This window comes from Paenibacillus tepidiphilus (genome assembly GCF_008635795.1).
GTDB lineage: Bacteria > Bacillota > Bacilli > Paenibacillales > Paenibacillaceae > Paenibacillus_AQ > Paenibacillus_AQ tepidiphilus.
The window spans coordinates 1-24668 of sequence record NZ_VWRQ01000018.1; the positions used below are offsets into that span (position 1 = coordinate 1).

Genomic DNA, 24668 nt, shown 5'->3' on the forward strand with positions numbered 1-24668 from the left:
TATCCTACACAGTCTGCTGAATAACTCTTGGTGGGGGAGGCCTCCCCCACCAAGAGAACCATCTCACCGATGTCCCAGAAGAATACTTTTACTCTATTACACAAACTTCTTGACGCTACCGTAATGGTCAACAAACAGCCATATTAAGTGTCAATTTTCCAACTAGACCTGTAAAAATCATCAAATAGGCGAAATTAGGTTGCGATTTTCCAACTATGTTGAGCTGGCTTTAGCAAGCTATGCCGCAGGCAGCGGTAATATCAGTAATCCGGGATCAGCCAGCAACTAAGGCGAGCATTTTAAGGAATTCACTTTCCGGCCTGATCTGGTAGAACATAAGCTTTATTTCAAAAAAGGCTTAGTTGCACTTTCTGCAACTAAACCCTTCAATAATTACACAATTGAGTATATAGCTGCATTTTGGAGACAATTTCATAATTCAAAACCCTTGCTATACCTGGTTTTTTTGAGCATAGAAAAAGGAGTACCTCCCCAAATTCTCGAAGTTATAGGCGACGAAACCAACACCCGAGAAGAAAAGAGGTAATCCCTATCTATTCTATTCGACAAGAAGAACTGTTTTCCTTTGAGGAATTGCTCCAAATGAGTCCGGAAGATAAATACAGCCAAATCTTTGAACACTTAAATGTAGCTCCAGTTCTGTTCGCACTGGGGAAAAAGAGCCATCGCGGACGGCCTGAAACATTAAACGTACCTGCCATGATCTACTCGCTGCTGATTGCCAAAATGGAGAACATCGAGTTTATCTCTGCCTTGGTCCGGCGACTGATTCATAGCAACGAATTTCGAGCACAGTGCCGGTTTACGGGCTCGGACAAAATTCCAAGCCAGTCCTCCTATTCTCGTTTGATTCATGCACTAGAGCAAACGGGAATGCTTGAACAACTTCAGGATCGTCTAGTAACGTCTGCCCTAGAAGAAGGCTTTGTGCGCGGCACTCATCTTGCTGTCGATTCCTCCATGGTCGAGGCGTGGGATTGCCAATTTAGCGAATCGGCCTCCAAACGCCGCGCGGCTCGCCGGGGGCAAAAGAAAAGCGAAGCTCCGGTGGCCGAACAACTTCAGCTCGAACATCCCGAGCCTGAGCCTAAGACGGTGAACCAGCCGCTGAAGAAACCCAGGTACAGCAAGCGAGGTCGTCCTTCCCAGGCGGAAAAGGAATGTCGGCGCGAGGAAATGGAAGCCTATGAACAAAGTCTCGGACCGTTCCAAAAAACCATTGAAGCGATGTTGCCTTACACGTACGATGAACTGCTGACCGCGTTGCCCCGGCAAGCCGCGCGTTGTGACAAGAAAAATACGAAGGGCCGAATGACCAGCTATTACGGGTTCAAGGCGAATCTGCTTGTCGACACGGATAGTCAGTATATCCTCAGCGGCCTCTTTAGTTCGGCAAATCCAAATGACCAGCGTATGGCGGTCGTCCTTCTCAAAGGCCTACTCCTGAAGTTTCCTGGGCTTAAGGTCAAGCATATCTTGGGCGACAAAGGATACGACTGCGCGGCCATCTACCAGTTGATTCATTCGCTCGGCGCCTATCCTGCAATTCCCCTGATTCACCACAAGGATCCGCCACCGGGAATGAACCTGGATTACACTCCGGTGTGCACTCAAGGGCATGCGTACCGTTACGACAGCTGGGATGCCAAGTATGAGACCCTAAAGTACACCCGGCCTAGCGAATGCAAAGGCTGTGCGCTTTCCGGTTCCGATTGCCAAAAAGTGTTTAAAATTCGCATACAAACGGATTTACGTTTGCACACCTATCCCGCGAGAGGCAGCGAAAGGTTTACCACGCTGTACAACAAGCGTACGGCAGTGGAGCGTGTGTTTGCCTATCTCAAAGAGTATTTCGGGATGAAACGCACACGTCACCGTGGTGTCCGGGCAAGCGTCGATTTCCAGCTCAGTACGCTAGCGTACAATTTGAGTAAGTTTGCGTTAGACAAGTTGAACCAGCAGTTGAGAACCTCCCAGCAAATCGCTTAATCTTTTTTAAAATATGACCTTAGATTTTGGCCCAATCTTGCTATTTAACAAATTGAATTATGAAATTGTCTCTTTTGTACAACTATAAACCTTCATTTCCTGCTGCACCCTGCTTTAACGGAGTTTTAGTTGCATAGAGTGCAGCTATTCCATATAAACGGCATATTTACTCGAAAATAGATGTACGGAATGCAGTTATGTCCATTGACCGTGAATTCTGATGAGCCGTCGAGCCACCGAGCTGCTAGGCCAAGGGGCTGCCAAGCCATCGAGCGGTTGAGCTGCAGATCCACCATGCGACCGACGGCTGTACCATGGAGTTGCCAGGGCACAAACTGTCGATACATCGAACAACTAGCTGCAGAGTTGCAGGCCACAAACTGCCGAGACATCGAACCACAGAGGCGCTGAGCTGCCAAACCAGCGAGTTGCCAAACCAGCGAGTTGCCAAGCCACGAGCCACGAAGGGCCGAGGCCCCACCCCGCCTTCTTCCCCCAAAAAGACAGCCATAAATTCAGCCAACGCTTTTTAAAGGAACATCTACAATTAGCCTTCCCGGAAGCCTTCGCCGTGGACGTCGTGGACATCGCTGATAATAACGAATGCCCGGGGATCGACGGATTTGACCAGCTGGCTCAGACGGCGGATTTCCTGGCGTGAGACGATGCAATATACCATATGCTTCGCCTGCTTGGAATAGGCGCCGATGGCCGGAATCAATGTGACTCCGCGTTCCATCTCCACGGTAATGAGGTCGGCGATCTTGGGCGCCTCGTCACTGATGATGGTGAAGGCTTTGGCGGCGTACGCCCCCTCCTGAATGAAATCAATCATTTTGGAGGCGATGAATACCGCGACCAGGGTGTACAAAATCTTTTCGCGGGGAATATAGAGCAGGGAGACTCCGATAATAATGAAGTCGGCGGCCAAAATAACCTGGCCCATGCTCCAGCCAAATTTGCGGCCGAGGATTCTCGCTACAATATCAATCCCGCCGGTTGTTCCGCCGAAACGGAAGACGATGCCAAGGCCGAGGCCAAGCGTGACCCCTGCATAGAGCGATGCCAGGATAAAGTCATGCTCTGTGCTAAAGGGCGTAATCCAGCCGGAGGCGATCAGCTGCTCAAATACCCAGAGAAAAAAGGTCAGTGACCCGATGCCAACACCGGTATAGGCAATTTGTCTCGACCCGAGCATTTTCCAGCCGAGCAGGAAAAGCGGAAGATTAAGCACCAGATTGGATAGGAAGATCGGGACATCGAACGCATAGTTTAAAAGAATGGTAATCCCGGTAACTCCGCCCTCCATTAACTGGTTCGGTACAATGAAGTACAGCAGGCCGAAGGCATAAACGGCTGTACCCAGCAGGATGGCGGCGAAAACTTTGCCGTTGTTAAACAGTTTGGATGAATTCATGTTATCCCTCACCTGTGCCCCGAATGGGCCGAATATAAGAAGATTGTTTTGCCCGGCGAAGCCGCCGTCTGCAAAAAAGATTTGTCTTCAAAACGTCTTTACGATAACATAGGGGCAAACAGAAGGCAAGAACTCACAGGGGGCGAAGAACACAAAAAATGGATAAAAGTCTTGGCGATATTCAGCGTGAAGTCGACGAATATATCTCGCAGTTTAAAGAAGGATACTTCGGCCCGTTGTCCATGATGGCCCGGATGTCCGAGGAAGTGGGAGAGCTCGCTCGCGAAGTCAATCACCGGTTCGGTGAGAAGCCGAAAAAAGCCGATGAAGCGGAAAATTCAATCGAGCTTGAATTGGGTGATATTCTCTTCATTACTGTATGCTTTGCCAATTCCCTTGGCATCGACCTGACGGAAGCGCATAATAAGGTAATGCATAAATTCAATACACGCGACGCTGGCAGGTGGACACCCAAAAACACCGATTAGGCTTCATTATCATATGCTGTACCAAACTAACGGAATTTAGCCGTGGGGATGGTGTGCAGATGAATCCTAACGAACAGAACGAATACGTCAAGGCGGCGTACCGCTCCATACTGCGCAGTGATTTTGCCGAAGCAATCAAGTATTTCGAAGCGGCGATAGCGGCAAGCCCGGACGATGCTGAAGTCAGGTACCGCTGCTCCATCACCTATGCCCGCAGCGGGATGCTCGACAAGGCGCTTGAGCATGCACTGGCGGCGGTGAAGCTGGAGGAGAAGCCGGAATACCGGCTGCACCTGCAGCATTTGCAGGCGCTCCGGCTCGTACAGGAGGCTAAACGTCTGCTCGAAGACGAGCAGGAGGGGAAGCATAATCCGTATCGGCCGATTACCTTGCTGCGTGAGGCCATTGTGCTGGACCCTTTGTATGGAGACGCCTATGTGTGGCTTGCCATTGCGCACAGCCGGATGAATGAGCATCTGCAGGCGATATCCGCCCTAAAAGAGGTTATCGCACTGCATCCCGATGATGCCGGACTGCGGCAATTGATGAAAGACCTGCAACGGTCATTGCAGAAATATATCCAATAACGTATGAACCAGGACATAGAGGAGGAACCAAGGTGAGCGACAAGATCAGAGTGATCGTCTCCGGTGCAGGAGGCAGAATGGGCAAGGAAGTAGTTAAGCTGGTGCTGGAAGACGACAGCCTGGAGCTGGCGGCAGCGGTAGACCGTTCCGCCGGCGGAATGGATGCCGGACGGCTGGTAGGGCTTGAAGAATGCGGAGTTACCGTTACCTCCGATCTGGAAGCAGCCTTGAGCGAGCGCGGCGGAGATGTGCTGGTTGATTTCACCATCCCGCAGTCTGCCTATGACAACACTGCCCTGGCGGTCAAATACGGGGTGCGTCCGGTGATCGGGACAACCGGTTTTACACCGGAGCAAATTCAAGATCTGGACAAGCAATGCCGGGAACAGGGGATCGGCGGGCTCATTGCGCCCAATTTCTCCATCGGGGCGATTCTGCTGATGAAATTCGCTGCACAGGCGGCCAAGTACTTCCCGCATCTGGAGATTATCGAATATCACGGCGACCAGAAGCTCGATGCGCCGTCGGGGACGGCGATCAAGACGGCCGAGATGATTTCTGAGGCACGTGAAGAGCTGCGCCAGGGGAACCCTGAAGAAGAAGAAGTGATTGAAGGAGCACGCGGCGGCTATTACAATGGCTTCCGGATTCACAGCGTCCGTCTGCCGGGTGTATTCGCCCAGGAGGAGGTTGTATTCGGAGGGTTCGGCCAGTCGCTCAAAATAAGGCATGATTCGTATGAACGCGCCGGATATATGCCGGGCGTAAAGCTCGGAATCCAGAAGGTTATGGGGTATACGGGGCTGATTTACGGCTTCGAGCATTTTATAGAATAGACGGGGGAGAAACAGGATGTTACAAATTGCTTTTATCGCGCATGACCGCAAGAAAGATGAAATGGTTAATTTCGTAACGGCTTATGAACATGTATTCGACGGACACGAGCTGTATTCCACTGGAACAACCGGACAGCGGATTATGGAGGCCACGAGCTTGACCATTCACCGTTATATGTCCGGACCGCTGGGCGGGGATCAGCAGATCGGGTCGATGGTGGCGCAGGATGAGCTGGATCTGATTATATTTTTGCGCGATCCGCTGATGGCGCAGCCGCATGAACCGGACATTACGGCTCTGCTGCGGCTCTGCGATGTATACGGGATTCCGGTGGCTACCAATATCGCTACTGCGGAAATTCTCGTAAAGGCCATTGACCGCGGCGATTTCGGCTGGCGGGAGCTGGTACATAAATACAAACCGGGTGTTGATACACAATGAAGCTGGATATTCTGGTGTTCGGCGCACATGCCGACGACGCCGAAATCGGCATGGCTGGAACGATTGCCAAGCATACGGCAGCGGGCAAGCAGGTGGGAATCTGTGATTTGACAGAAGCCGAGATGTCCTCCAACGGTACGGTGGAGCGGCGCAAGCAGGAGGCGCAGGCGGCTGCGGAGGTGCTTGGAGTCTCGATGCGGAGCAATCTCGGTCTGCCGGACCGCGGCCTGTATGGTGACGAACGGCAGCTGGCGGCAGTGACGGCAGAAATCCGCCGCTATGCCCCCGATATCGTCTTCGCTCCATACTGGGAGGATCGCCATCCCGACCATATTGCCGCCAGCAAGCTGGTGGAAGCAGCCGTATTCAACAGCAAGCTGCGCAAATATATGCCGGAGCTGCCGGCGGTGGCTGCGCCGCTGCTTTATTTTTACTTCATCAATGATCTGGGCCGTACGGATCTCATCGTTGATGTGACGCAGCAGTATGCCGCCAAGGAACAGTCGCTGGGCTGCTACCGCTCGCAGTTTGAGAAGGCGCCGGGTGAAGATGTCGTCTCTACGCCGCTCAATGAGGGCTATATCGAACGTGTCCGGGCACGGGACATGCTCCTGGGGCAGCGGAAGCTGATTCCTTTTGCCGAAGCATTCGCCTGCCGGGTGCCGCATACGGTCGATTTGTTTGAAAAATAATAGTGAATAGAGAGAAACGGTTGCTTAGCCAGTATGGGACATGAGCGGCCGTTTCTTCTTCTCTTGCCGTAAACCTGCTTCCTTGGGCAGAACGAGTGTTGCCACCGCTTTATTATTGGGTAAGGAACCACTATAATAAATTCATGTCATTACATGAAGTAATAATAATTTGTAAGAGGTAAGGGGACGGAGCTATGCAACGCTTAAAAATCGGCATCACCTGTTATCCGTCTCTCGGCGGCTCGGGCGTTGTGGCGACAGAGCTTGGCAAACTGCTGGCCGAGAAAGGCCATGAAGTCCATTTCATTACACACAGCATCCCGTTCCGGCTCGGAACGTTTCAGAAGAACATTTTTTATCATGAGGTAGAGGTCAACGATTATTATGTGTTCCGCTATCCGCCGTACGATCTGGCCCTGGCAACAAAGATGGCCCATGTAGCCAAAATGCAGAACCTGGATCTGTTCCATGTCCATTATGCGGTGCCGCATGCCGTCTGCGCTTATCTGGCGAAGCAGATGCTCGGTAACGATATCAAGGTAGTCACCACGCTCCACGGTACCGATATCACAGTTCTGGGGCAGGATGAATCACTTAAGGACCTGATCCGTCTGGGCATTAACGAAAGTGACGCAGTCACTGCGGTGTCGGAGGATCTGATCCGGGAGACGCGGCGGGCGCTTGATATTACGCGGGATATTGACCTGACGTATAATTTTATTGATAAAAGAGTGTATTATCCGCGTGATGTGTCGGATTGGCGGGGTGATTTTGCGGCTCCGCACGAGAAAATCCTGATGCATATCAGCAATTTCCGTCCGGTCAAGCGGGTCGGCGATGTCGTGGACATCTTCGCCCGGGTGAACCGTGAGGTGCCTTCGCGGCTGCTCCTGGTCGGCGAAGGACCGGAGCTGCCGAAGATTCAGGCCAAGATCGGCGAGCTGGGCCTGGAGGACCGGGTGCGCTTCCTCGGCAAGCAGGATGAAATCGCCCAGGTGATCTCCCTGGCCGATCTGCTGCTGCTCCCGTCCGAGAAGGAAAGCTTCGGACTCGTGGCTCTGGAGGCGATGGCCTGCGGCGTGCCGACGATCGGCTCGCTAACCGGAGGCATGCCGGAGCTGATTGTGCACGGCAAGACCGGCTTCCTGGCTCCGATCGGCGATACCGCTGCGATGGCCAAGCACGCGGTGCGGCTGCTGTCGGACGATCATCTGGCCGAACAGTTCCGCAAGGCCTGTCTGGAGCGTGCCTGTGAAGGCTTCAGCCGGGACCGGATCACCAACCAGTATGAGGATATTTATTATCGTGTACTCGGTCAAAAGGTCCTCGGGCTGGACAAAATCCGGGGTTAAAGGGGCGGCTTCATATGAAATGGAATATGGCGCCTGCCGGAATGGCCGCCGCCGGGGATCAGGTGATGGCCGTACTGGCCGCCAGCGGCCGCGAAGCTTATTTCGTGGGCGGCTGTATCCGCGACGAGCTGCTGGGCCGGCCGGTGCATGATATCGACCTGACCACTTCCGCGCTGCCGGAGGAGATTATGGAGGCTTTTCCGCGTTGTGTGCCGACCGGTCTGGCCCACGGAACGGTCACGGTGCTGCAGGGCGGCTTCAGCTTTGAAGTGACTACATACCGGACGGAAAGCGGCTACGCCGATCACCGGCGGCCGGAGCATGTCGCCTTCGTGAGCGATGTGAAGGAGGACCTGCGCCGCCGTGACTTTACCATCAACGCGATCTGCTGCGGCATCGACGGCCGGCTGCTGGACCCGTTCGGCGGGGCAGAGGATCTGCAGCGCCGGCTGGTCCGCTGTGTCGGCGCTGCCGAGGAGCGCTTCGACGAGGATGCGCTGCGCATGCTGCGCTGCCTGCGGTTCGCGGCGGTGCTGGATTTCCGCATCGCCAAGAACACCTGGCGCGGCCTGCTGCGCCAGCGGGACAAGCTGGCGCACATTGCAGTGGAGCGTATGCGCTCCGAAGTCGAGCGCATCGTGGAGGGGCCGCATCCGGGGCGCGGCCTGGCCCTGATTGCGCGCAGCGGCCTGCTGCCGCGCGGCAAAGCCCCGTTCCCCTGGACCGGCGCAGAGCTGGCGGCAGCCGCCGCCCAGCTGGCCGGGATCGGGGAACTGCAGAGCGCCCACCTCAGGTGGGCGCTGCTGCTCCATGCCCTGGAGCAATCGGCCGCTTCGGCCGATGAGCTGCTGCGGGCATGGACGTTCCCGGGGGCGACGCGCAGCGCCGTCGCCGGGGTGCTGCGCGCCCGCGAGGCGTGGCACGCGGCGCTGGCGGAGGTGCCGCCGGGCCCGGGCGGCACGGAGCAGCTGCGGCGGCGGTGGATCGCCGCCGTGCTGGGCATAGGCCGCGCAGCCGCCGAAGGGTGGCTGGCGGTGGCCGATGCGTCTGCGGCTGAGTCCGCCGCAGACGTGGCCGGGCAGCCCGGCGATGCAGCCGGTAGTGCATACGCACCGCCGGACACCGCATGCCTGCGCGCCTGGATCGCGGCTATGCCGGTGTATACGCTGGCCGAGCTTGCGGTGACGGGCGGAGAGCTGGCCTCGGCGCTGGAGAAACGGCCGGGGCCGTGGGTCGGCGAGGCGCTGAAGCGTCTGCTGCTTGAGGTGGCGGCGGGCACGCTGGATAATGACCCGCAAATACTGCTGGAGCAAGCGCAAAGGATGGTTGGACATGAAGAGCAATGAGGCAACGCCGCACCTGCACCTGGAGTACAAGGAACCTGAGTGGCCGGAACGCCTCCGGCGGCTGGGTACCGTACTCTCCACGCAAGAGGAAGCCAGGAAGCTCGCCGAATGCGATGCCCCTGAAGGCACCACCGTCATGGCGGAAGAACAGACCGGCGGCCGGGGCCGGATGGGCCGCAAGTGGCACTCACCGGCCGGCAAAGGCATCTGGATGAGCATCGTGCTGCGGCCCGAGCTGCCGCTGGCGGCGACCCCGCAGCTGACCTTGCTTGCCGGCGTGGCCGTATGCACGGCTATCCGCCGGGAGACCGGAGTGGAGGCCGGAATCAAGTGGCCTAACGATCTGCTGGCCGGCGGGCGCAAAATTTGCGGCATCCTGGTGGAATCGGCTCTCCGTGAAGGCGGATTGCATTACGCCATCGCCGGTATCGGCATCTCGGCGAATCTGGCTGTAGACGATTACCCGGAGGAGCTGCGCAGTGTCGCCACTTCTCTGCTGATTGAGAGCGGGAAGCAAGTCGACCGCACGCGGCTGGCGGAAGCTGTACTGGCTGAACTGGAAGCCTGGTACAGGCTCTACCTGCGGGAGGGGTTCGCACCTGTGCGCGAAGCCTGGCAGTCGCTTTCGGTGACGCTGGGACGGCGGATTCTGTGCGGAACACCGGAGAACCGGGGGGAAGGCCTGGCCGTGGGACTCGACGAGAATGGTGCTTTACTGCTGCAGAATGAAGATGGAGAGATCGTCAGCGTGCTGTCCGGAGAAATCAAGATCATCTAGATATTCAAGATAATTATCAGTTTGTCGTTTACCGAATCCGATTCATGATTGCATTACTGTGTGACAGGGCCTCCATGCCTTGTCACATTTTTGTGGTGTAATTAAGCGTTGAATTTGTTATACTAGGGCAGAAGACGGTATCGGGAACCGAACTGTACTTCGCCAGCTTTACCTTCATAACTGGATTGACGGTTACGTTGGATTCTGCTCTGAGCCGTAAGGACCGAGACAGAAGGGACGATCGCAAGTGACTCTTTTTTGCCCTTCGGACCTTTTTAGCGGACATGCTAAAGGGTTTTTTTGTTTGCGCATTTTTGGCGCAAAGACTAACACGAAAAGGGGAACGGGAGCAATGGGAAGCAAACAGCCACTCAACATTGTAAAAATGAAAAAAATGAAAGGTGACCGGGTCCCGCTGAGCATGGTGACCGCCTATGATTATCCCTCGGCCATGCTGGCCGAGGAAGCCGGTGTCGACATGATATTGGTCGGTGATTCACTCGGCAATGTGGTGCTCGGATACGACACCACTCTGCCGGTGACGATTGACGATATGGTCTATCACACCCGCTCGGTGGTACGCGGAGCACCGAATACGTTCGTCGTGGCGGATATGCCGTTCATGACGTATCACGGAAGCATTGACGAGACGCTGCGCGGCGTGCGCCGCCTGATGCAGGAAGGCCGGGCCCACGCTGTAAAGATGGAAGGCGGGCTGGAAATCTGTGAAGCCGTCAAGACGGTGGTTGGCGCCGGCGTGCCGGTTCTCGGCCATATCGGCCTGACGCCGCAATCGGTCAACATGATCGGCGGCTACCGCATCCAGGGCAAAGATGCCAAGGATGCCGAGCGCCTGCTGGAGCAGGCCAAGGCGCTGGAAGCCGCCGGCGCCTTTGGTGTCGTACTGGAGCTGGTCACTGAAGAAGTGGCCGCTGAAATTTCCAAGGCCCTTACCATTCCGACTATCGGAATCGGGGCCGGGCGGCATTGCGACGGCCAGGTGCTGGTCTTCCACGATGTGCTGCGCTATGACGCGAATTACCGGGAGAAGCGGTTCGTCAAATCGTATGCAGATGTGGGCAGCCTGATCCGCGAGGGCATCAGCAGCTATGTGCGCGAGGTTAAGGAGCGCAGCTTCCCGGCGGAAGAGCATGTGTTTAAAGCAGATGAAAGCGTGCTGGCCAACCTGTACGGCGGCGCCGGAAAAGGAGTGGAGTAAAATGAGAGTCATCAGAACCATTGAGCAATTACGCGAAGCGCTGGAATATTTGCGCGGCGGAGGCCACACACCGATCGGCTTTGTTCCGACGATGGGTTATTTACACGAGGGGCACGCGAGCCTGCTGCGCCGCGCCGCCGAACAGTCCGGCACCGTAGTGATGAGTATTTTTGTCAATCCGCTGCAGTTCGGGCCGAACGAGGATTTCGCCGCTTATCCGCGGGATGAAGCGCGTGACCTGGCCCTGGCGGAACGCGAAGGCGCGGACATCGTATTTATGCCCTCCGTCGAGGAGATGTATCCGCAGGCGATTCGCACCACCGTGTCTGTCTCGGTGCTGACCGATCGGCTGTGCGGCGCTTCCCGTCCCGGCCATTTCGAGGGGGTGGCGACGGTGGTCAGCAAGCTGTTCGGCATCGTGCAGCCGGACTATGCCTACTTTGGATTAAAGGACGCCCAGCAGGTGGCTGTGCTGCGCCGGATGGTCTCCGATCTCAATATGAATGTGAAGATAGTCGCCTGTCCGATTGTCCGTGAGAACGACGGGCTTGCCCTCAGCTCGCGCAACGTTTATCTGAGCGAAGAGGAACGCCGCCAGGCACTGGTGCTTTCACGCTCCCTGCGCGAAGTACGCGCGGCTCTTGAGGAAGGCAAGGTGCGGACGGTTAATGAAGCCAAAGCAATGCTGCAATCGGTCATTTCCTCCTCCCCGCTCGCTGTAATTGATTATGCGGAAATCCTGACGTTCCCGGCACTGGAGCCGCTGGAAGGAAACTCCCGCTTGCTGGAAGCGGACGGAGAGCTTATAATCGCTCTTGCCGTGAAGTTCGGCAGAACACGCTTGATCGACAATAACGTATTTACAGCCAAGGAGGTACACGCCCTTGTTTAGACATATGATGAAATCGAAGATTCACCGCGCTACGGTGACGGAAGCGAACCTGAATTATGTCGGCAGCATTACAATTGATGAGGATCTGATGGAAGCCGCCGACCTGCTTGAGAATGAAAAGGTCCAGATCGTCGACAACAACAACGGCTCCCGGCTGGAGACCTATGTCATTCCGGGTCCGCGGGGCAGCGGAGTGATTTGCCTCAACGGAGCGGCCGCCCGCCTGGTGCAGCCAGGGGATACGGTGATTATTATTTCCTACGCCATGCTCTCGTCGGAAGAGCTTGCCGGACATAAGCCAACCGTCGTGTTTGTGGACGAAGGCAACAAGCCGGTCAAGCTGGCGGATCATGAGATCCATGCCACCATTGCCTGAGCCTTGCGGCATCAGGCAAGCAATCAATGGCAGGGATGAACTATCCCCCGTCTGCGAACAATGAAGTCAGGCAAGCGATGCTGATTTCATTTTCAGTGGGGAGGGAGTTCCCGTGTTTCAACATTTATTTGCTGAAATGAACAAAATGCTGCTGGAAATCTCCGCCGATTTCCCGGCTTCCGAGGGTAGCCGCCGGAATGACCTGTTATGCAAGTACAATATGCTGCACAGGCTGAGCGATGAGATCATGGACGAATGGCTCGCATTTGCGGAACGCTTGAGCGCATTCCGCGAGAGCGCGGATTTCACAGACCCTCCAGGCCTGGAGAAGCCGCAGGAGCCGGAAGCGGCGCCGGAGCTGGCTATGGACAGCTTTGTCAGGGGACAGGGGTACTACAAGCTGTTCATGTACAGCAAATGCATCGAGCAGTTTAATGAAGTGATCTCCCGGTATCCCGACAGTCTCGCCGGCCGCCTGTATCTGGGAATGGCCCATTTGCAGAATGGAAACGCGGAGTCAGCATGGCAGAACCTGGAGCATATGCTGGGTCTGACCCGGGAGCGTCAGCTTAAGGCCATGCTGCTTAACGCGCTGGGCTGTATCCGGGCTTCCCAGAAGCGGTTCGGCGAAGCCCGTGAGCTGTTCGCCCTCTCGCTCATGCACGATCCGAACCTGAAGGAGCCGAATCTCAACCTTGAGGTCTGCGCCGGGGGCGAAGGCGAGCTACAGTTCAGCAATCAGCTTGTTTCGCTGTTGTAATCATAGCCCATTTTCAAGCGATGCATGCTCCACCGGGGTGTGCATCGCCTTTTTTCGTAACTTCTGTTATGCTGATAAAGAGTCTCAAGTGAAAGGGAATAGAGTGGAACATGAAATTTGCCGTGCTTGATTTTGAAACGACAGGAACCCAATCTGTGGGTGAGATTATTCAGGTTGGCCTTGCCATCATAGAGGAAGACCGGTCCATCTCCAGGGTGTATGGCTCCTTGGTCAAGCCCGGAACGCCGATTCCGCCTTTTATTACAGGCCTTACCGGTATAACCGACGAGATGGTACAGGATGCGCCTGAACTGGACGATATGATGATGGAGCTCGTACCGCTCCTTGACGACGTGGTGCTGGTGGGGCACAACGTCGCGTTTGACTTTCATTTTCTGCAGAATGCGCTGGACCGCTGCGGCTACCTGCCGTTTCAGGGCCGCATTCTGGATACGATTGATTTTCTCAAAATATGCTTTCCATCGCTGACCACCTATCAGCTCGGTGCAGTCAGCAGCCATTTCGGGCTTCAGCATGACCGTCCGCATCAGGCGGACAGCGATGCGCTCGCCACGGCGCTCGTTCTGCTGGAATGTCTGGAGGAGCTCTACAGCCTGCCGCTCATTACAATCCAGCGTCTGGCCGAGCTGTTCGCCGGCGAGGACAGCGATCTGGCCTGGTACTTCGACGGGCTGCAGCGCGAGCGTGAGCTGGAGCCGTTCCAGCCAGAAGGCGAGCTTACGTTTCACCGGCAGCTTGCGCTGGCCGTCTCGGATTGGACCGAACTTCTTCCCCCTCGGGAAGAAGGGGACAGCAATCCTTTGGAGAATATATCCTTTACGGAATATATAGCGGAAGTTACCCGCAGGCTTAAAGACACGTTGCCGCAATATGAGACCCGTGAAGCCCAGGATATAATGATCGGTGAGGTGATGACGGCGCTTTCGGAGGACAAGCATCTGTTGATTGAGGCGGGAACGGGCACCGGCAAATCGCTGGGGTACCTGCTGCCTGCGATCTATCAGAGTGTAAAGACCGGACAGAAGGTAATGGTCAGCACGCATACCATCAATCTTCAGGATCAGCTGCGGGAACGCGACGTCCCCCTCTTGACCAGCGTCGTGCCATCCCGTTCAAGGCCGCGGTCTTTAAGGGAAGAGGACACTATTTGTGTCTGCGCAAGTTTGAACAAAGAATTAATCATAAAGACTTTATCTCGCCGCGGGAAGAGGCGCTGACAGCCGCCCAGATGCTGGTCTGGCTGACCCAGACCACCTCCGGGGACGATGAGGAGCTGAACCTCGGCGGGCGCGGCGGCGATTTCTGGGAGACTGTGGCCAGTGACACCGACTCCTGTCTGGGCCGTGCCTGTCCATGGTTCCGCAAATGCTACTATCACCGGGCCAAGCATGAGGCCGGCATTGCCGATGTGGTTATCACGAATCACTCCAAGCTGTTCTCGGATGTGAAGGCCGGACACCAGCTGCTGCCAGCTTACGAGCATCTGGTCATCGACGAGGCGCATCATCTGGAGGATGTGGCCGGCAAGCACCTCGGCATGCAGATGAAGTATTTCACTGTAGCCCACACGCTTACCCGCCTGTACAAAGACAGCCGGAACGGCCAGCTTCCCGCCCTGCGGCAAATATTGCAAAGCTCCGGCAGCGAGCAGGCCGCGGAATGGAGTGCGGTTATTGACCGGATTTATCCGGACCTGTTAACCGTCAAGGAACTTTGGGACGGCCTCAGCGATAGGCTGTACGGCCTGCTCCCCGAGCGCAGCGATGCTGCTGCAGGGGAAGCCGGGCAGCTGGTGTCCCGCATTCTGCCCGGGCGCAAGCCTAAGGAATGGGATGAGCTGGCCGAGCTGGAGCGCAAGCTGCATTTGACCCTGAGCGAGATTATCCGCAGAGGCGACAAGATGCTCGGCGAAATGCGCGAGACGGAGAGCGAATCGTCCTCTGACTCGCTTGTAACCGATATCGGGGGCTTGTTCAAGGACCTGGCGTCGATCCGTGAGCAGATCCATTTCTTTATGGGTCTGGAAGATGAGAACATCGTGTACTGGATGGAGGGCAGCGGGAATTTCCGCGGCAAATCGCTGCAGATGTATGCCGTTCCCGTTGATGTCAGTGCCCAGCTGAAGGATCTGTTCTTCGATAAAAAGCGGAGCGTGGTGCTGACCTCGGCGACTTTGTCCGTCGATAAGTCCTTCCAGTTCATGATCGACAATCTCGGGCTCGGCGAGGCGCAGGAGCAGGGACGCCTGATGACAGCCATGCTGCCTTCACCGTTCCGGTACCGGGAGCAGGCGCTGCTGGTGATTCCGCGCGACTTCCCCAGCGTAAAGGGAAGCGTTGGCGATGCGCGATTTGTTGATAAGCTGGTCCATTCACTGGCCGAGGCCGCAGTGGTCACGAGAGGCCGGATGCTGGTGCTGTTTACATCCTACCGGATGCTGCGTCAGGTGTATGATCCGCTGAAGGAAGCTTTAAGCACACAGGACATTAACGTGCTCGCCCAAGGGGTAGAGGGCGGAAGCCGCAACAAGCTGATCCGCCGCTTCCAGGAGAGCAGCGCTTCTGTGCTGCTGGGAACCAGCAGCTTCTGGGAGGGGGTTGACATCCCGGGAGAGGCGCTGACCTGTCTCGCCATCGTTCGCCTGCCATTCCAGCCGCCGAACCATCCGCTTGCGGAAGCCAAGTCGGAGCTGCTGCAGGCGCAGAAGAAGAACCCGTTCATGAAGCTGTCAGTACCGCAGGCGGTGATCCGCTTCAAGCAGGGCTTTGGGCGTCTGGTGCGCACGGCGCAGGACCGGGGCATCGTCATCGTTTATGATACTCGCGTAATCGAATCCTATTACGGCAAATATTTCTTATATTCACTGCCAGGGCCTAAGATGGAGCATATGCTGACGGACCAGATGGTTCCGCGGATTGCCGAGTGGCTTGACGAGGGCAGCGTTTCGTGAACTCCCTAATGTGTGAATATGCCTTATAATATGCTGTTCTTAACCTAAATCCGGTAAGGGCGGTCAGCGGTTTGCAATAAGCCGGACGCCCTCCGGAATTCTTATAGCTTGTATCACATAATCAGGAGGAGAGTACATGAAATCGGAAAAAATATCTGAAGCCGTTGTACGCAGGCTCCCTGTGTACCTGCGGTTCCTCAATGATCTTCAAAAGCGTGAAATTCTGACAGTCTCTTCGCAGGAGCTGGGGCAGAAGCTCGATCTGAATCCGGCCCAAATCCGTAAGGACCTGGCATACTTCGGTGATTTCGGCAGAAAGGGCATCGGCTACGACGTCTCTTATCTGATCGAAAAAATCCGCCACATCCTGAAGCTGGACCAGCAGATCAACGTGGCTCTGGTGGGAGCCGGTAATCTGGGACATGCCTTGTCCAATTACAATGCTTACTTGAAGGATACCATGAAGATCACGGCGGTATTCGATTCGTACCCGCCCAAGATCGGTCAGAAGATCAACTCTTTGGTTGTACAGCCCATGGAGGAACTGGAGCGGACTATCCGTGAACAGGGTATCCGGATCGGGATTATTACCGTTCCTGACCATGAAGCCCAGAATGTTGCCGATATTCTCGTCGCGTCGGGAATTGAAGCCATCCTGAATTTTGCGCCTGTTATTTTGAAGACGCCGTCGGACATCCGTGTACATGGCGCCGATTTCACCACAGACCTTCAAAGTCTGGCTTACTACTTGCGTGACGGAAAGGAAGAAGCGGCAGATGAACAGCCACAGAACCTTAATTGAGAATGGACGTTTTCTGATCCCGGGCGGGGATAAGCCTGTCCTGGAAGGATATATGCTGATTGAGAATGATCTGATCACATACATAGGGGAAGAGAGACCCGAACCTGCGGATGGAACCGTTTCGGTAGACGGCAGCAGACTGCTCTTTATGCCGGGCCTTGTCAACACACATGGCCATGCGGCAATGTCGCTCCTTCGCGGGTACGGCGATGATATGGTGCTCCAGTCGTGGCTGCAGGACAAGATGTGGCCCATGGAAGCCAAATTTACCGGTGACGATGTATACTGGGGGACGGCCTTGTCCGTACTGGAGATGCTGAAGGGCGGCACGACCACCTTCCTGGATATGTACGACCATATGGACCGGGTCGCGGAAGTGACGGAGCGTTCCGGGATACGGGCGGTGTTGATGCGCGGCGTTATCGGTCTCTGTCCGGAGGATGTGCAGAACGCCAAGCTGGCGGAGGCCGTCCAGTTTGCCCGTGATTGGCACGGTAAGGCTGACGGCAGAATCACCGCAATGATCTCGCCGCATGCCCCATACACCTGCCCTCCGGATTATTTCATGAAATTTGTGCAGGCGGCGCATGATCTGGATCTGCCGATGCACACGCACATGTCGGAGACGCGTCATGAAGTGGAGCAGAATGCCGCTGATTACGGTCTGCGGCCGGTTGCCCATCTGGAGAAGCTGGGGATGTTCACACGTCCTTCCCTGGTGGCGCACGGTGTGCATCTGAATGATGAGGAAATCGCTATTCTGGCCCGCCACAATGTCGGCGTTTCGCACAATCCCGGCAGCAACCTGAAGCTGGCCAGCGGAGTAGCCCGGGTACCGGAGCTGCTGAAGGCAGGGGTCAAGGTCTCACTGGGCACCGACGGGGCAGCAAGCAACAACAACCTGGATATGTTCGAGGAGATGCGTCTGGCTGCCCTCATCCACAAAGGGGTTAGCGGCGATCCCACTGCTGTTCCTGCGCCGAAAGCGCTGCTCATGGCTACACAGTACGGAGCGGAATCCGTGTTCCTGGATAAAGTCGGACGCCTGGCTGCCGGCATGAAGGCGGATTTTATCGCCATAGATATTGATCAGCCGCATTTGCTGCCGCGTACGGACCTGCTGTCCCATGCCGTCTATTCGGCGAATGCAGCCGATGTTAAGCATGTATGGGTCGATGGCAAGCAGGTGGTCAAGGATAGGGTCTGCCTCACCCTTGACGAGGAAGAAATCCGCCGCAAGGCACAGGAGACCTTTGAGAATCTGCTGAAGCGCTGATGGACGGAGAATAGGCATATAGTCTAGCGTAATCTTTTCCGGGTGCGGCCTGTGGCTGTTTGGGTTAAATTTTTCAAGGAGAGGGAACTGCACTTGAGAAAAAGAAAGAAATGGATCCTGCTGGGGATTGCCGCCTTTTTGCTGATTGTGCTCGGGCTCAGCCGGTTCTATGTCTATATTATGAAAGACCAGTGGAATGAGCGCAGCGCTGCCGAGGAAGTCGCGAAGTCGAAAGCGGGCCTGGCCGAGATCACGAAATCGCAGAAGTCGGTCTGGGACGAGAACTCCATCTACTGGGTCATGACGGGCAAGAATGAAGCGGGTACGGATATGATGGTCTGGGTAAGGTTTACCGGCGACGGCCAGCCTGCCGGAGGCGTCAATGACATTTATGCCACCAATACGGACAGCGGAACCTCTGAGAAGCAGATCCGCGCCATTATTGCCGAGAGGCTCCCGGGAATCGAGATCAAGCGTCTGTTGCCGGGCGTGTTCAACGGCGAGTACGCCTGGCAGCTCTTTTATGAGCAGGACGGCCGGTATTATTACCGCTTCTTCCGGTTCTCCGACGGCTCGGAGATTGGGGAAGGGTATGATTTGCCGAATAGCTAGCTCTATTTACACTGTGACAGGCGGCCCAATGGGCCGCCTGTTTGTGCAGAAGGATAATTTAGATTTAATTATTCTTGTCCTTCATTTCCGCTCTGGCTGATGATATGTTATAGAAAGTTTGATGCGGAAAGTTATATCAAAGCAGATAGATTAACTATATACAATCTCTCCGGCTGATTCTGCGGAAGGCTGGGGGTAATGGAGGAGTTATTTTGGAAATACAACCGGTTTTAGACGAGTCGGTACGCCTGTTTCAGGAGGAATTGGCTGATAATCTGGTCGGCGTTTATTTGCATGGCTCGTTGGCTATGGGGAGCTTTCATCCGGCTCAAAGCGATATTGATTTGCTGATCGTTGTCTTCCATCCGCTGAGTCCGGATGTGCTGAAACGTCTCGCCCGGCGGGTAGTATTGCTGCATGAGAGCATACCGACACCGCGCGGCATTGAGCTCAGCATTGTACTTAGCCGTTATTTGCGTGAATTCGAGCATCCGGCGCCCTTTGAGTTTCATTTCTCCGATGGCCATCTTACCAGGTACAAGGAAGACGAGAATTACATCTGCGGCGGATTTGGAGACGCGGATCTGGCGGCACATTTCACGGTCGTCTATCATCGGGGGATTGCCCTGTACGGTGCGGAGCCCAAAGAGGCTTTTAGTCCTGTAGATAAAGGGTGGTATGTCCAGTCGATTGTATCGGATATTGAGAATGCAGTAGAAGAGATTGCCAAGCAGCCGGTGTATTACACCTTGAATCTGTGCCGGGTGCTTGGATATTTGCGGGACGGAGTTGTACTCTCCAAGCAGGAAGGCGGGGTATGGGGGCTTAATACCTTGCCTGTGCTCTATCACGAGCTAGTGCAGTATGCTCTCGACAGATATGCGGGGAACGATGCCGGAAGAACAGTGGATGAAGAAGAGCTGACAGGGTTTGCCCGCTATATGCTGGGTGAGATTCACCAGGCGATGGCGCAAGCAGTCGAAGGGTAAACCAATCCAAGGAGACAGTCCCCAAAGTAGTATTTACAACATTGAATGCCAAACTTTAGAACAATAAATTAGCCGAGCAGTTATTCTCCCTTTAGTGGAGGATCGCTGCCCGGCGTTTTTAGTTTACAGTGGCCCCGGAACCCCCGGACTCCCCGGACTCCCCGGACTCCCCGGACTCCCCGGACTCCCCGGACTCCCCGGACTCCCCGGACTCCCCGGACTCCCCGGACTCCCCGGTTATTCTGAACTTCTCCAGACACACTGGGGCAGATGAACCGACCGAGCTGTTGCGAACGGACCGGACCGTATAGCTCTTATTTCAGCGATATTCCTGGTTTTGCGACCTAACGATTCATCTCCCTGAAAAGAATGCAACCGCCAGAAATTAGAATCAAAAAATTTTAAATATTTTCACACTTTTATACCAAATCGTATATACACCTATGATATACTACTACTTGTACCGAGACATGCTAAAGAACATGTCAGTCCTTAAGCGGTCTACCAACATGTTTATAATTTAAAGAATAAATATATATTTGTTTTTCATTTTGAGAGGAGGACGTTTCTTGAAGCTGCGTCTTATGCCTGTACTGCTAACGTCTGTTGTATCTGCCCTGCTGCTATTCGGCGGTTGGTATGTCTACCGTCAATACGCAGTGCAGGAGCCGCTGAAGCAAATTGTGTCGGATTATGAAGGTGTTCAGGAATCACATATATCTATTAACCGCAACGAGGTTACTTTGAAACTTGATTTGGCTCCAGGTACAAAATTGCGTGAGCTGGTGCAATATGTGTCTGCCGAAGGCAAGTCGGCGATTGGCAGCCGGGCGCTGAAGCTGGATGTCGAACAGAAATCAAGCGAGCTGCTGGACGGTTATTGGGATCAGGCGATGTTTTCGGTGGCCGAGGCTATGGAGAGCGGTAAATATACGCTGATTCCGGCCAAGCTGGACAGTCTCAAGGGACAGAACGACCAGTATAAAGATATAACGGCGACAACGGAAATTGACGACAACAATGTCTACGTCAGCCTGAGCAACGGTTCGGACAGCAAGTTTATCATTCTGCCGCGGGTTCCGGCAAAGATTGGAGTGTGGAACAATGCCTAAATGGTGGAAGGAAGCGCTGATCGGATTTGCTCCGGTGCTGCTTATATTTATGGCTTTTGTCGGGATTAACATTCTGCCACTTGTGATTGCAGCCGGAATGGTTGCTGCACTTCTGTTAATTACCCATATGCGCGGAGGGCTTGCGGTAGGCGCAAGTGCCGACAAGAAGCGCAAGAAGAGCGGTCCGGCCAAGCTGACCTTTGAAGAAATCGGCGGCCAGGACAATGCCAAGCAGGAGCTGCGCGAGGCGCTGGACTTTCTGATCCGTCATGAGGAAATCAAGAAATTCGGTATCCGGCCGCTCAAGGGTATTCTGCTGACAGGGCCCCCGGGAACCGGCAAGACGCTGATGGCTAAGGCTGCAGCGCATTACACTAATTCTGTCTTCGTTGCCGCATCGGGCAGTGAATTCGTAGAGATGTACGTCGGCGTAGGCGCGGGCCGTATCCGTGATTTGTTCAAGGATGCCCGTAACCGTGCGCAGAAAGAGAACAAGCAAAGTGCGATTATTTTTATCGATGAAATTGATGTGATCGGCGGCAAGCGCGAAGGCGGACAGCAGCGTGAATACGATCAGACGCTCAATCAGCTGCTGACGGAAATGGACGGCATTTACAATAACGATACTCCGCGTATTCTGCTCATCGCCGCAACGAACCGCAAGGAAATGCTGGACTCGGCGCTGCTGCGCCCCGGCCGCTTCGACCGCCATATTCAGGTCGATATGCCGGACAAGAAAGGCCGCAAGTCGATTCTGGAGCTGCACGCCAAGAATAAGCCGCTGCATCCGGATGTAAACATCGACAAGATTGCGGAGGAAGCCTATGGCTTCTCCGGCGCCCAGCTTGAAAGTGTGATGAACGAAGCCGCCATCTACATGATGCGCGAGAATCTGTCGCAGGTGGAGCAGCGGCATTTGTCGATGGCGATCGACAAGGTCATGATGGGCGAGAAGACGGACCGTGAGACCAATCAGGAAGAGAAGAAGCGTGTTGCCATACATGAACTTGGACATGCGATTATGGCCGAACTGCTGCGCCCGGGAAGCGTCAGCCAGGTAACGCTGACACCTCGCGGACAGGCTCTGGGGTATGTGCGTCACAATCCGCAAGCCGAGCAGTATTTGTACACCAAGGATTTCCTGGAGCAGCAAATCATGATCGCCCTCGGCGGAGCCGCTTCGGAAGAGATTTTCTATGGCGGACGGAGTACCGGCTCGCGCGGTGACTTTGATCAGGCGCTGAATATCGTAGAGACGATGATGAAATCCGGATTGACCTCGCTGGGTATCGCTAACCTGCAGATGGTGACGACGGAAGAGCTGATGAAAGAGAACAGCAAAATCCTGGACGAGCTGATGATCCGCACGCGGGAGCTGCTTGAAAATCAGCGGCATGTATTTGATTACTCCATTGACATTTTAATGAAGGAAGAAGTTCTTTCCGGAGAGCAATTTCGTTGTCAATTTCGTGACAGTGTAAAATTACCGGCATAAATATTTATGCCGGTTATTTTTTTTTACTTTTGAGACATGCTAAGATATTATTATATGTCGGGCTTATTAATTTTTTTCGACAGAAAAGGTACAATACTAAGGTATAGATACCGAAAGGATGGAGACTTTGTTATGAAGTTTAAGAAAATTGGTGTCATCGGCGGTGGCACAATGGGTCAGGGGATTGCCGAAATGCTGGCAGCCAAGGGCCTGGATGTTATGCTGGTGGAGAAAACCGTAGAAAGACTGGACTATTCTTATGAAATGATCGAGACCAGTCTCGACAAGCAACTGGAGAAATGGGCGATTACCCAAGCCGAGAAGAAGCTGATTCTCAGCCGTATCCAGAAAGTGACACATTTCGCCGAGCTGAGCTCCTGCGATATGGTCATCGAAACCATTACTGAAGATTTAGAAGAAAAACAAAAGGTATTCAATCAGCTTGATCAGGTGTGTCCGAACCATATCATTCTGGCCAGCAACACGTCGACGCTTAGCTTGACTGAGCTTGCCAGCTCGACGCTGTACCCGGAACGCGTAATCGGCATGCATTTCATACATCCTGTAGGTAAAGTTGACCTTGTCGAAATCGTACGCGGCCTGAAGACTTCCGATTCGACCTTCGAGAACACCAAAGCCTTTGTTGACGAAATCGTCGAGAAGAAAGGCGTAATGATTTACGAATCCCCGGGATTTGTAACTTCACGCCTTATTTGCCTGTTCATCAACGAAGCTATGCATGTGCTCCAGGAGGGCGTTGCTTCGCCTGAAGACATCGATGATGCTATGCGTATCGGCTACCAGTTCCAGAATGGACCGCTGGAGATGGCCGACCGTTTCGGCCTTGACTCCGTTCTGGCTGCCCTCGAGAATATGTTCCGCGAGTACGGCGAGCTGAAATACCGTCCGTCGACCATTCTCAAGAAGATGGTGCGTGCAGGACAGCTCGGAACGAAATCTGGCGAAGGCTTCTTCAAGTATGACAAGGATGGTGACCGGATATGAATGTACTCGTAATTAACTCGGGGAGCTCTTCCCTCAAATACCAGCTTTACAATATGACTGACGAATCCGTATTGGCCAAAGGCCTGGTGGAGCGCATCGGGATGGACTCCTCGATCCTGACCCACAAACCAACCGGCAAGCCGGAAGTGACTGAAGTCAGCGAAATTCTGGAACATAATACAGCGATCCGCAAAGTGTTGGCCTGTCTGACCGACAGCGAGCACGGCGTGATTGCCTCCATCGAAGAAATCAACGCCGTCGGACATCGTGTCGTACATGGCGGTGAATTCTTTAATGAATCCGTACTGGTGGAAGGCGAAGTGAAGCACAAAATCCGCCAATTGTTCGACCTTGCTCCGCTGCACAATCCGGCGGGCGTTATGGGCATCACTGCAACGGAAATTAATATGCCGGGCGTGCCGCAGGTTGCCGTATTTGATACTGCCTTCCATCAGACGATGCCTGAGAAGGCTTATATGTACGCTATTCCGCGCGTGCTGTACAACAAATATAAAGTCCGCCGTTACGGCGCACACGGTACTTCCCATGATTTCGTAAGCAAAGCTGCTGCCGAATATCTGGACCGTCCACTCGAAGACCTGAAGATTATCACCTGCCACATCGGCAACGGCGCCAGCGTAACGGCTGTTGACGGCGGCGTTTCCGTGGACACCTCCATGGGGATGACTCCGCTGGAAGGCCTGATGATGGGTACACGCAGCGGTGACATTGACCCGGCTGTCGTTCCTTATGTGATGAACAAGGAAGAGCTGTCTGTAGGCGAAGTGAACTCCATGCTCAACAAACACAGCGGCCTTCTGGCTATCTCTGGCGTAAGCAGTGACATGCGTGATATTATTGATGGTGCGGAAAAGGGCGAGCCTAACTCCACGCTTGCTTTTGAAATGTATGAATACCGCCTGCGCAAATATATCGGTTCTTATGCGGCTGCCATGAACGGCGTCGATGTTATTGTATTTACCGCCGGTGTCGGCGAGAACGCATCGCTGCTGCGCGAGAAAGTGCTGAACCAGCTGACCTTCCTGGGCATCCAGCTCGATGTGGAAGCCAACAAGGTCCGCTCCGGCGATCCGCGCCGCATCTCTACAGCCGATTCGAAGGTACAGGTGCTGGTTGTACCGACGAACGAAGAACTTGTGATTGCACGCGATACGTATCGTATTGTGCAGGGAGTTAACGGCTAAATTCAG

General features: G+C 54.6%; 22 protein-coding genes and 1 pseudogene. 22 read left to right on the plus strand and 1 reads right to left on the minus strand.

Annotated elements, in window-relative coordinates; genetic code table 11:
* Window positions 1–603 precede the first annotated feature (603 nt).
* Complete coding sequence (locus F1379_RS20935; protein WP_150273566.1) at window positions 604–2010, plus strand: transposase; 1407 nt, start codon at window positions 604–606, stop codon at window positions 2008–2010.
* Between the two features lie 547 nt (window positions 2011–2557).
* Here the strand turns inward: F1379_RS20935 and F1379_RS20940 are convergent.
* Window positions 2558–3427 carry a YitT family protein gene (locus F1379_RS20940; RefSeq protein ID WP_150273568.1) on the minus strand — a complete coding sequence of 290 codons (870 nt, stop codon included), beginning with the start codon at window positions 3425–3427 and terminating at the stop codon, window positions 2558–2560.
* A 158-nt stretch (window positions 3428–3585) separates the two neighbouring features.
* Here F1379_RS20940 and F1379_RS20945 point away from each other — a divergent pair, with 158 nt between their 5' ends.
* The 21 genes and pseudogenes from F1379_RS20945 to F1379_RS21050 all read left to right on the plus strand — a co-directional run bounded on the left by F1379_RS20945 (window position 3586) and on the right by F1379_RS21050 (window position 24662).
* Window positions 3586–3915 (plus strand): nucleotide pyrophosphohydrolase, encoded by a 330-nt coding sequence (locus F1379_RS20945; RefSeq protein ID WP_150273570.1) that lies wholly within the window; start codon window positions 3586–3588, stop codon window positions 3913–3915.
* A gap of 59 nt (window positions 3916–3974) precedes the next feature.
* On the plus strand, window positions 3975–4502 hold the full coding sequence (locus tag F1379_RS20950) for a tetratricopeptide repeat protein (RefSeq protein WP_150273572.1): 528 nt from the start codon (window positions 3975–3977) through the stop codon (window positions 4500–4502).
* 32 nt (window positions 4503–4534) lie between these two features.
* Window positions 4535–5338, plus strand: coding sequence for a 4-hydroxy-tetrahydrodipicolinate reductase (gene dapB, locus F1379_RS20955; protein WP_150273574.1), 804 nt, complete (start codon window positions 4535–4537; stop codon window positions 5336–5338).
* 16 nt (window positions 5339–5354) lie between these two features.
* On the plus strand, window positions 5355–5780 hold the full coding sequence (mgsA, locus tag F1379_RS20960) for a methylglyoxal synthase (protein WP_150273577.1): 426 nt from the start codon (window positions 5355–5357) through the stop codon (window positions 5778–5780).
* Window positions 5777–6472 carry a bacillithiol biosynthesis deacetylase BshB1 gene (gene bshB1, locus F1379_RS20965; protein WP_150273580.1) on the plus strand — a complete coding sequence of 232 codons (696 nt, stop codon included), beginning with the start codon at window positions 5777–5779 and terminating at the stop codon, window positions 6470–6472. Before mgsA ends, bshB1 begins: the two co-directional genes overlap by 4 nt.
* A gap of 194 nt (window positions 6473–6666) precedes the next feature.
* Complete coding sequence (bshA, locus tag F1379_RS20970) at window positions 6667–7824, plus strand: N-acetyl-alpha-D-glucosaminyl L-malate synthase BshA (RefSeq protein ID WP_150273581.1); 1158 nt, start codon at window positions 6667–6669, stop codon at window positions 7822–7824.
* Between the two features lie 14 nt (window positions 7825–7838).
* A complete protein-coding gene (locus tag F1379_RS20975; RefSeq protein ID WP_150273583.1) occupies window positions 7839–9170 on the plus strand; it encodes a CCA tRNA nucleotidyltransferase in 1332 nt (443 codons plus the stop codon).
* On the plus strand, window positions 9157–9948 hold the full coding sequence (locus tag F1379_RS20980; protein WP_150273585.1) for a biotin--[acetyl-CoA-carboxylase] ligase: 792 nt from the start codon (window positions 9157–9159) through the stop codon (window positions 9946–9948). The genes F1379_RS20975 and F1379_RS20980 overlap by 14 nt, the downstream gene beginning before the upstream one ends.
* A 352-nt stretch (window positions 9949–10300) precedes the next feature.
* On the plus strand, window positions 10301–11167 hold the full coding sequence (gene panB, locus F1379_RS20985; protein WP_150273588.1) for a 3-methyl-2-oxobutanoate hydroxymethyltransferase: 867 nt from the start codon (window positions 10301–10303) through the stop codon (window positions 11165–11167).
* A gap of 1 nt (window position 11168) precedes the next feature.
* Entirely contained in the window at window positions 11169–12059 is an 891-nt protein-coding gene (gene panC / locus F1379_RS20990) for a pantoate--beta-alanine ligase (protein ID WP_150273590.1), read from the plus strand.
* Complete coding sequence (gene panD, locus F1379_RS20995; protein WP_150273592.1) at window positions 12052–12435, plus strand: aspartate 1-decarboxylase; 384 nt, start codon at window positions 12052–12054, stop codon at window positions 12433–12435. The genes panC and panD overlap by 8 nt, the downstream gene beginning before the upstream one ends.
* Window positions 12436–12547: 112 nt before the next feature.
* Window positions 12548–13195, plus strand: coding sequence for a hypothetical protein (locus F1379_RS21000; RefSeq protein WP_150273594.1), 648 nt, complete (start codon window positions 12548–12550; stop codon window positions 13193–13195).
* A 110-nt stretch (window positions 13196–13305) separates the two neighbouring features.
* Window positions 13306–16166, plus strand: a pseudogene (gene dinG, locus F1379_RS21005) (ATP-dependent DNA helicase DinG).
* Between the two features lie 136 nt (window positions 16167–16302).
* Window positions 16303–16968 (plus strand): redox-sensing transcriptional repressor Rex, encoded by a 666-nt coding sequence (locus F1379_RS21010; protein ID WP_150273597.1) that lies wholly within the window; start codon window positions 16303–16305, stop codon window positions 16966–16968.
* Complete coding sequence (locus tag F1379_RS21015) at window positions 16943–18244, plus strand: amidohydrolase (protein WP_150273599.1); 1302 nt, start codon at window positions 16943–16945, stop codon at window positions 18242–18244. The genes F1379_RS21010 and F1379_RS21015 overlap by 26 nt, the downstream gene beginning before the upstream one ends.
* 93 nt (window positions 18245–18337) lie before the next feature.
* On the plus strand, window positions 18338–18856 hold the full coding sequence (locus F1379_RS21020) for a cell wall elongation regulator TseB-like domain-containing protein (protein ID WP_150273601.1): 519 nt from the start codon (window positions 18338–18340) through the stop codon (window positions 18854–18856).
* A 212-nt stretch (window positions 18857–19068) separates the two neighbouring features.
* Complete coding sequence (locus tag F1379_RS21025; RefSeq protein ID WP_150273604.1) at window positions 19069–19845, plus strand: aminoglycoside adenylyltransferase domain-containing protein; 777 nt, start codon at window positions 19069–19071, stop codon at window positions 19843–19845.
* A 569-nt stretch (window positions 19846–20414) separates the two neighbouring features.
* Window positions 20415–20957 (plus strand): hypothetical protein, encoded by a 543-nt coding sequence (locus tag F1379_RS21035; protein ID WP_150273606.1) that lies wholly within the window; start codon window positions 20415–20417, stop codon window positions 20955–20957.
* Window positions 20950–22452 (plus strand): AAA family ATPase, encoded by a 1503-nt coding sequence (locus F1379_RS21040; protein ID WP_150273609.1) that lies wholly within the window; start codon window positions 20950–20952, stop codon window positions 22450–22452. Before F1379_RS21035 ends, F1379_RS21040 begins: the two co-directional genes overlap by 8 nt.
* A gap of 132 nt (window positions 22453–22584) precedes the next feature.
* A complete protein-coding gene (locus F1379_RS21045; protein WP_150273611.1) occupies window positions 22585–23457 on the plus strand; it encodes a 3-hydroxyacyl-CoA dehydrogenase family protein in 873 nt (290 codons plus the stop codon).
* On the plus strand, window positions 23454–24662 hold the full coding sequence (locus F1379_RS21050) for an acetate/propionate family kinase (RefSeq protein WP_150273613.1): 1209 nt from the start codon (window positions 23454–23456) through the stop codon (window positions 24660–24662). The genes F1379_RS21045 and F1379_RS21050 overlap by 4 nt, the downstream gene beginning before the upstream one ends.
* Window positions 24663–24668 lie beyond the last annotated feature (6 nt).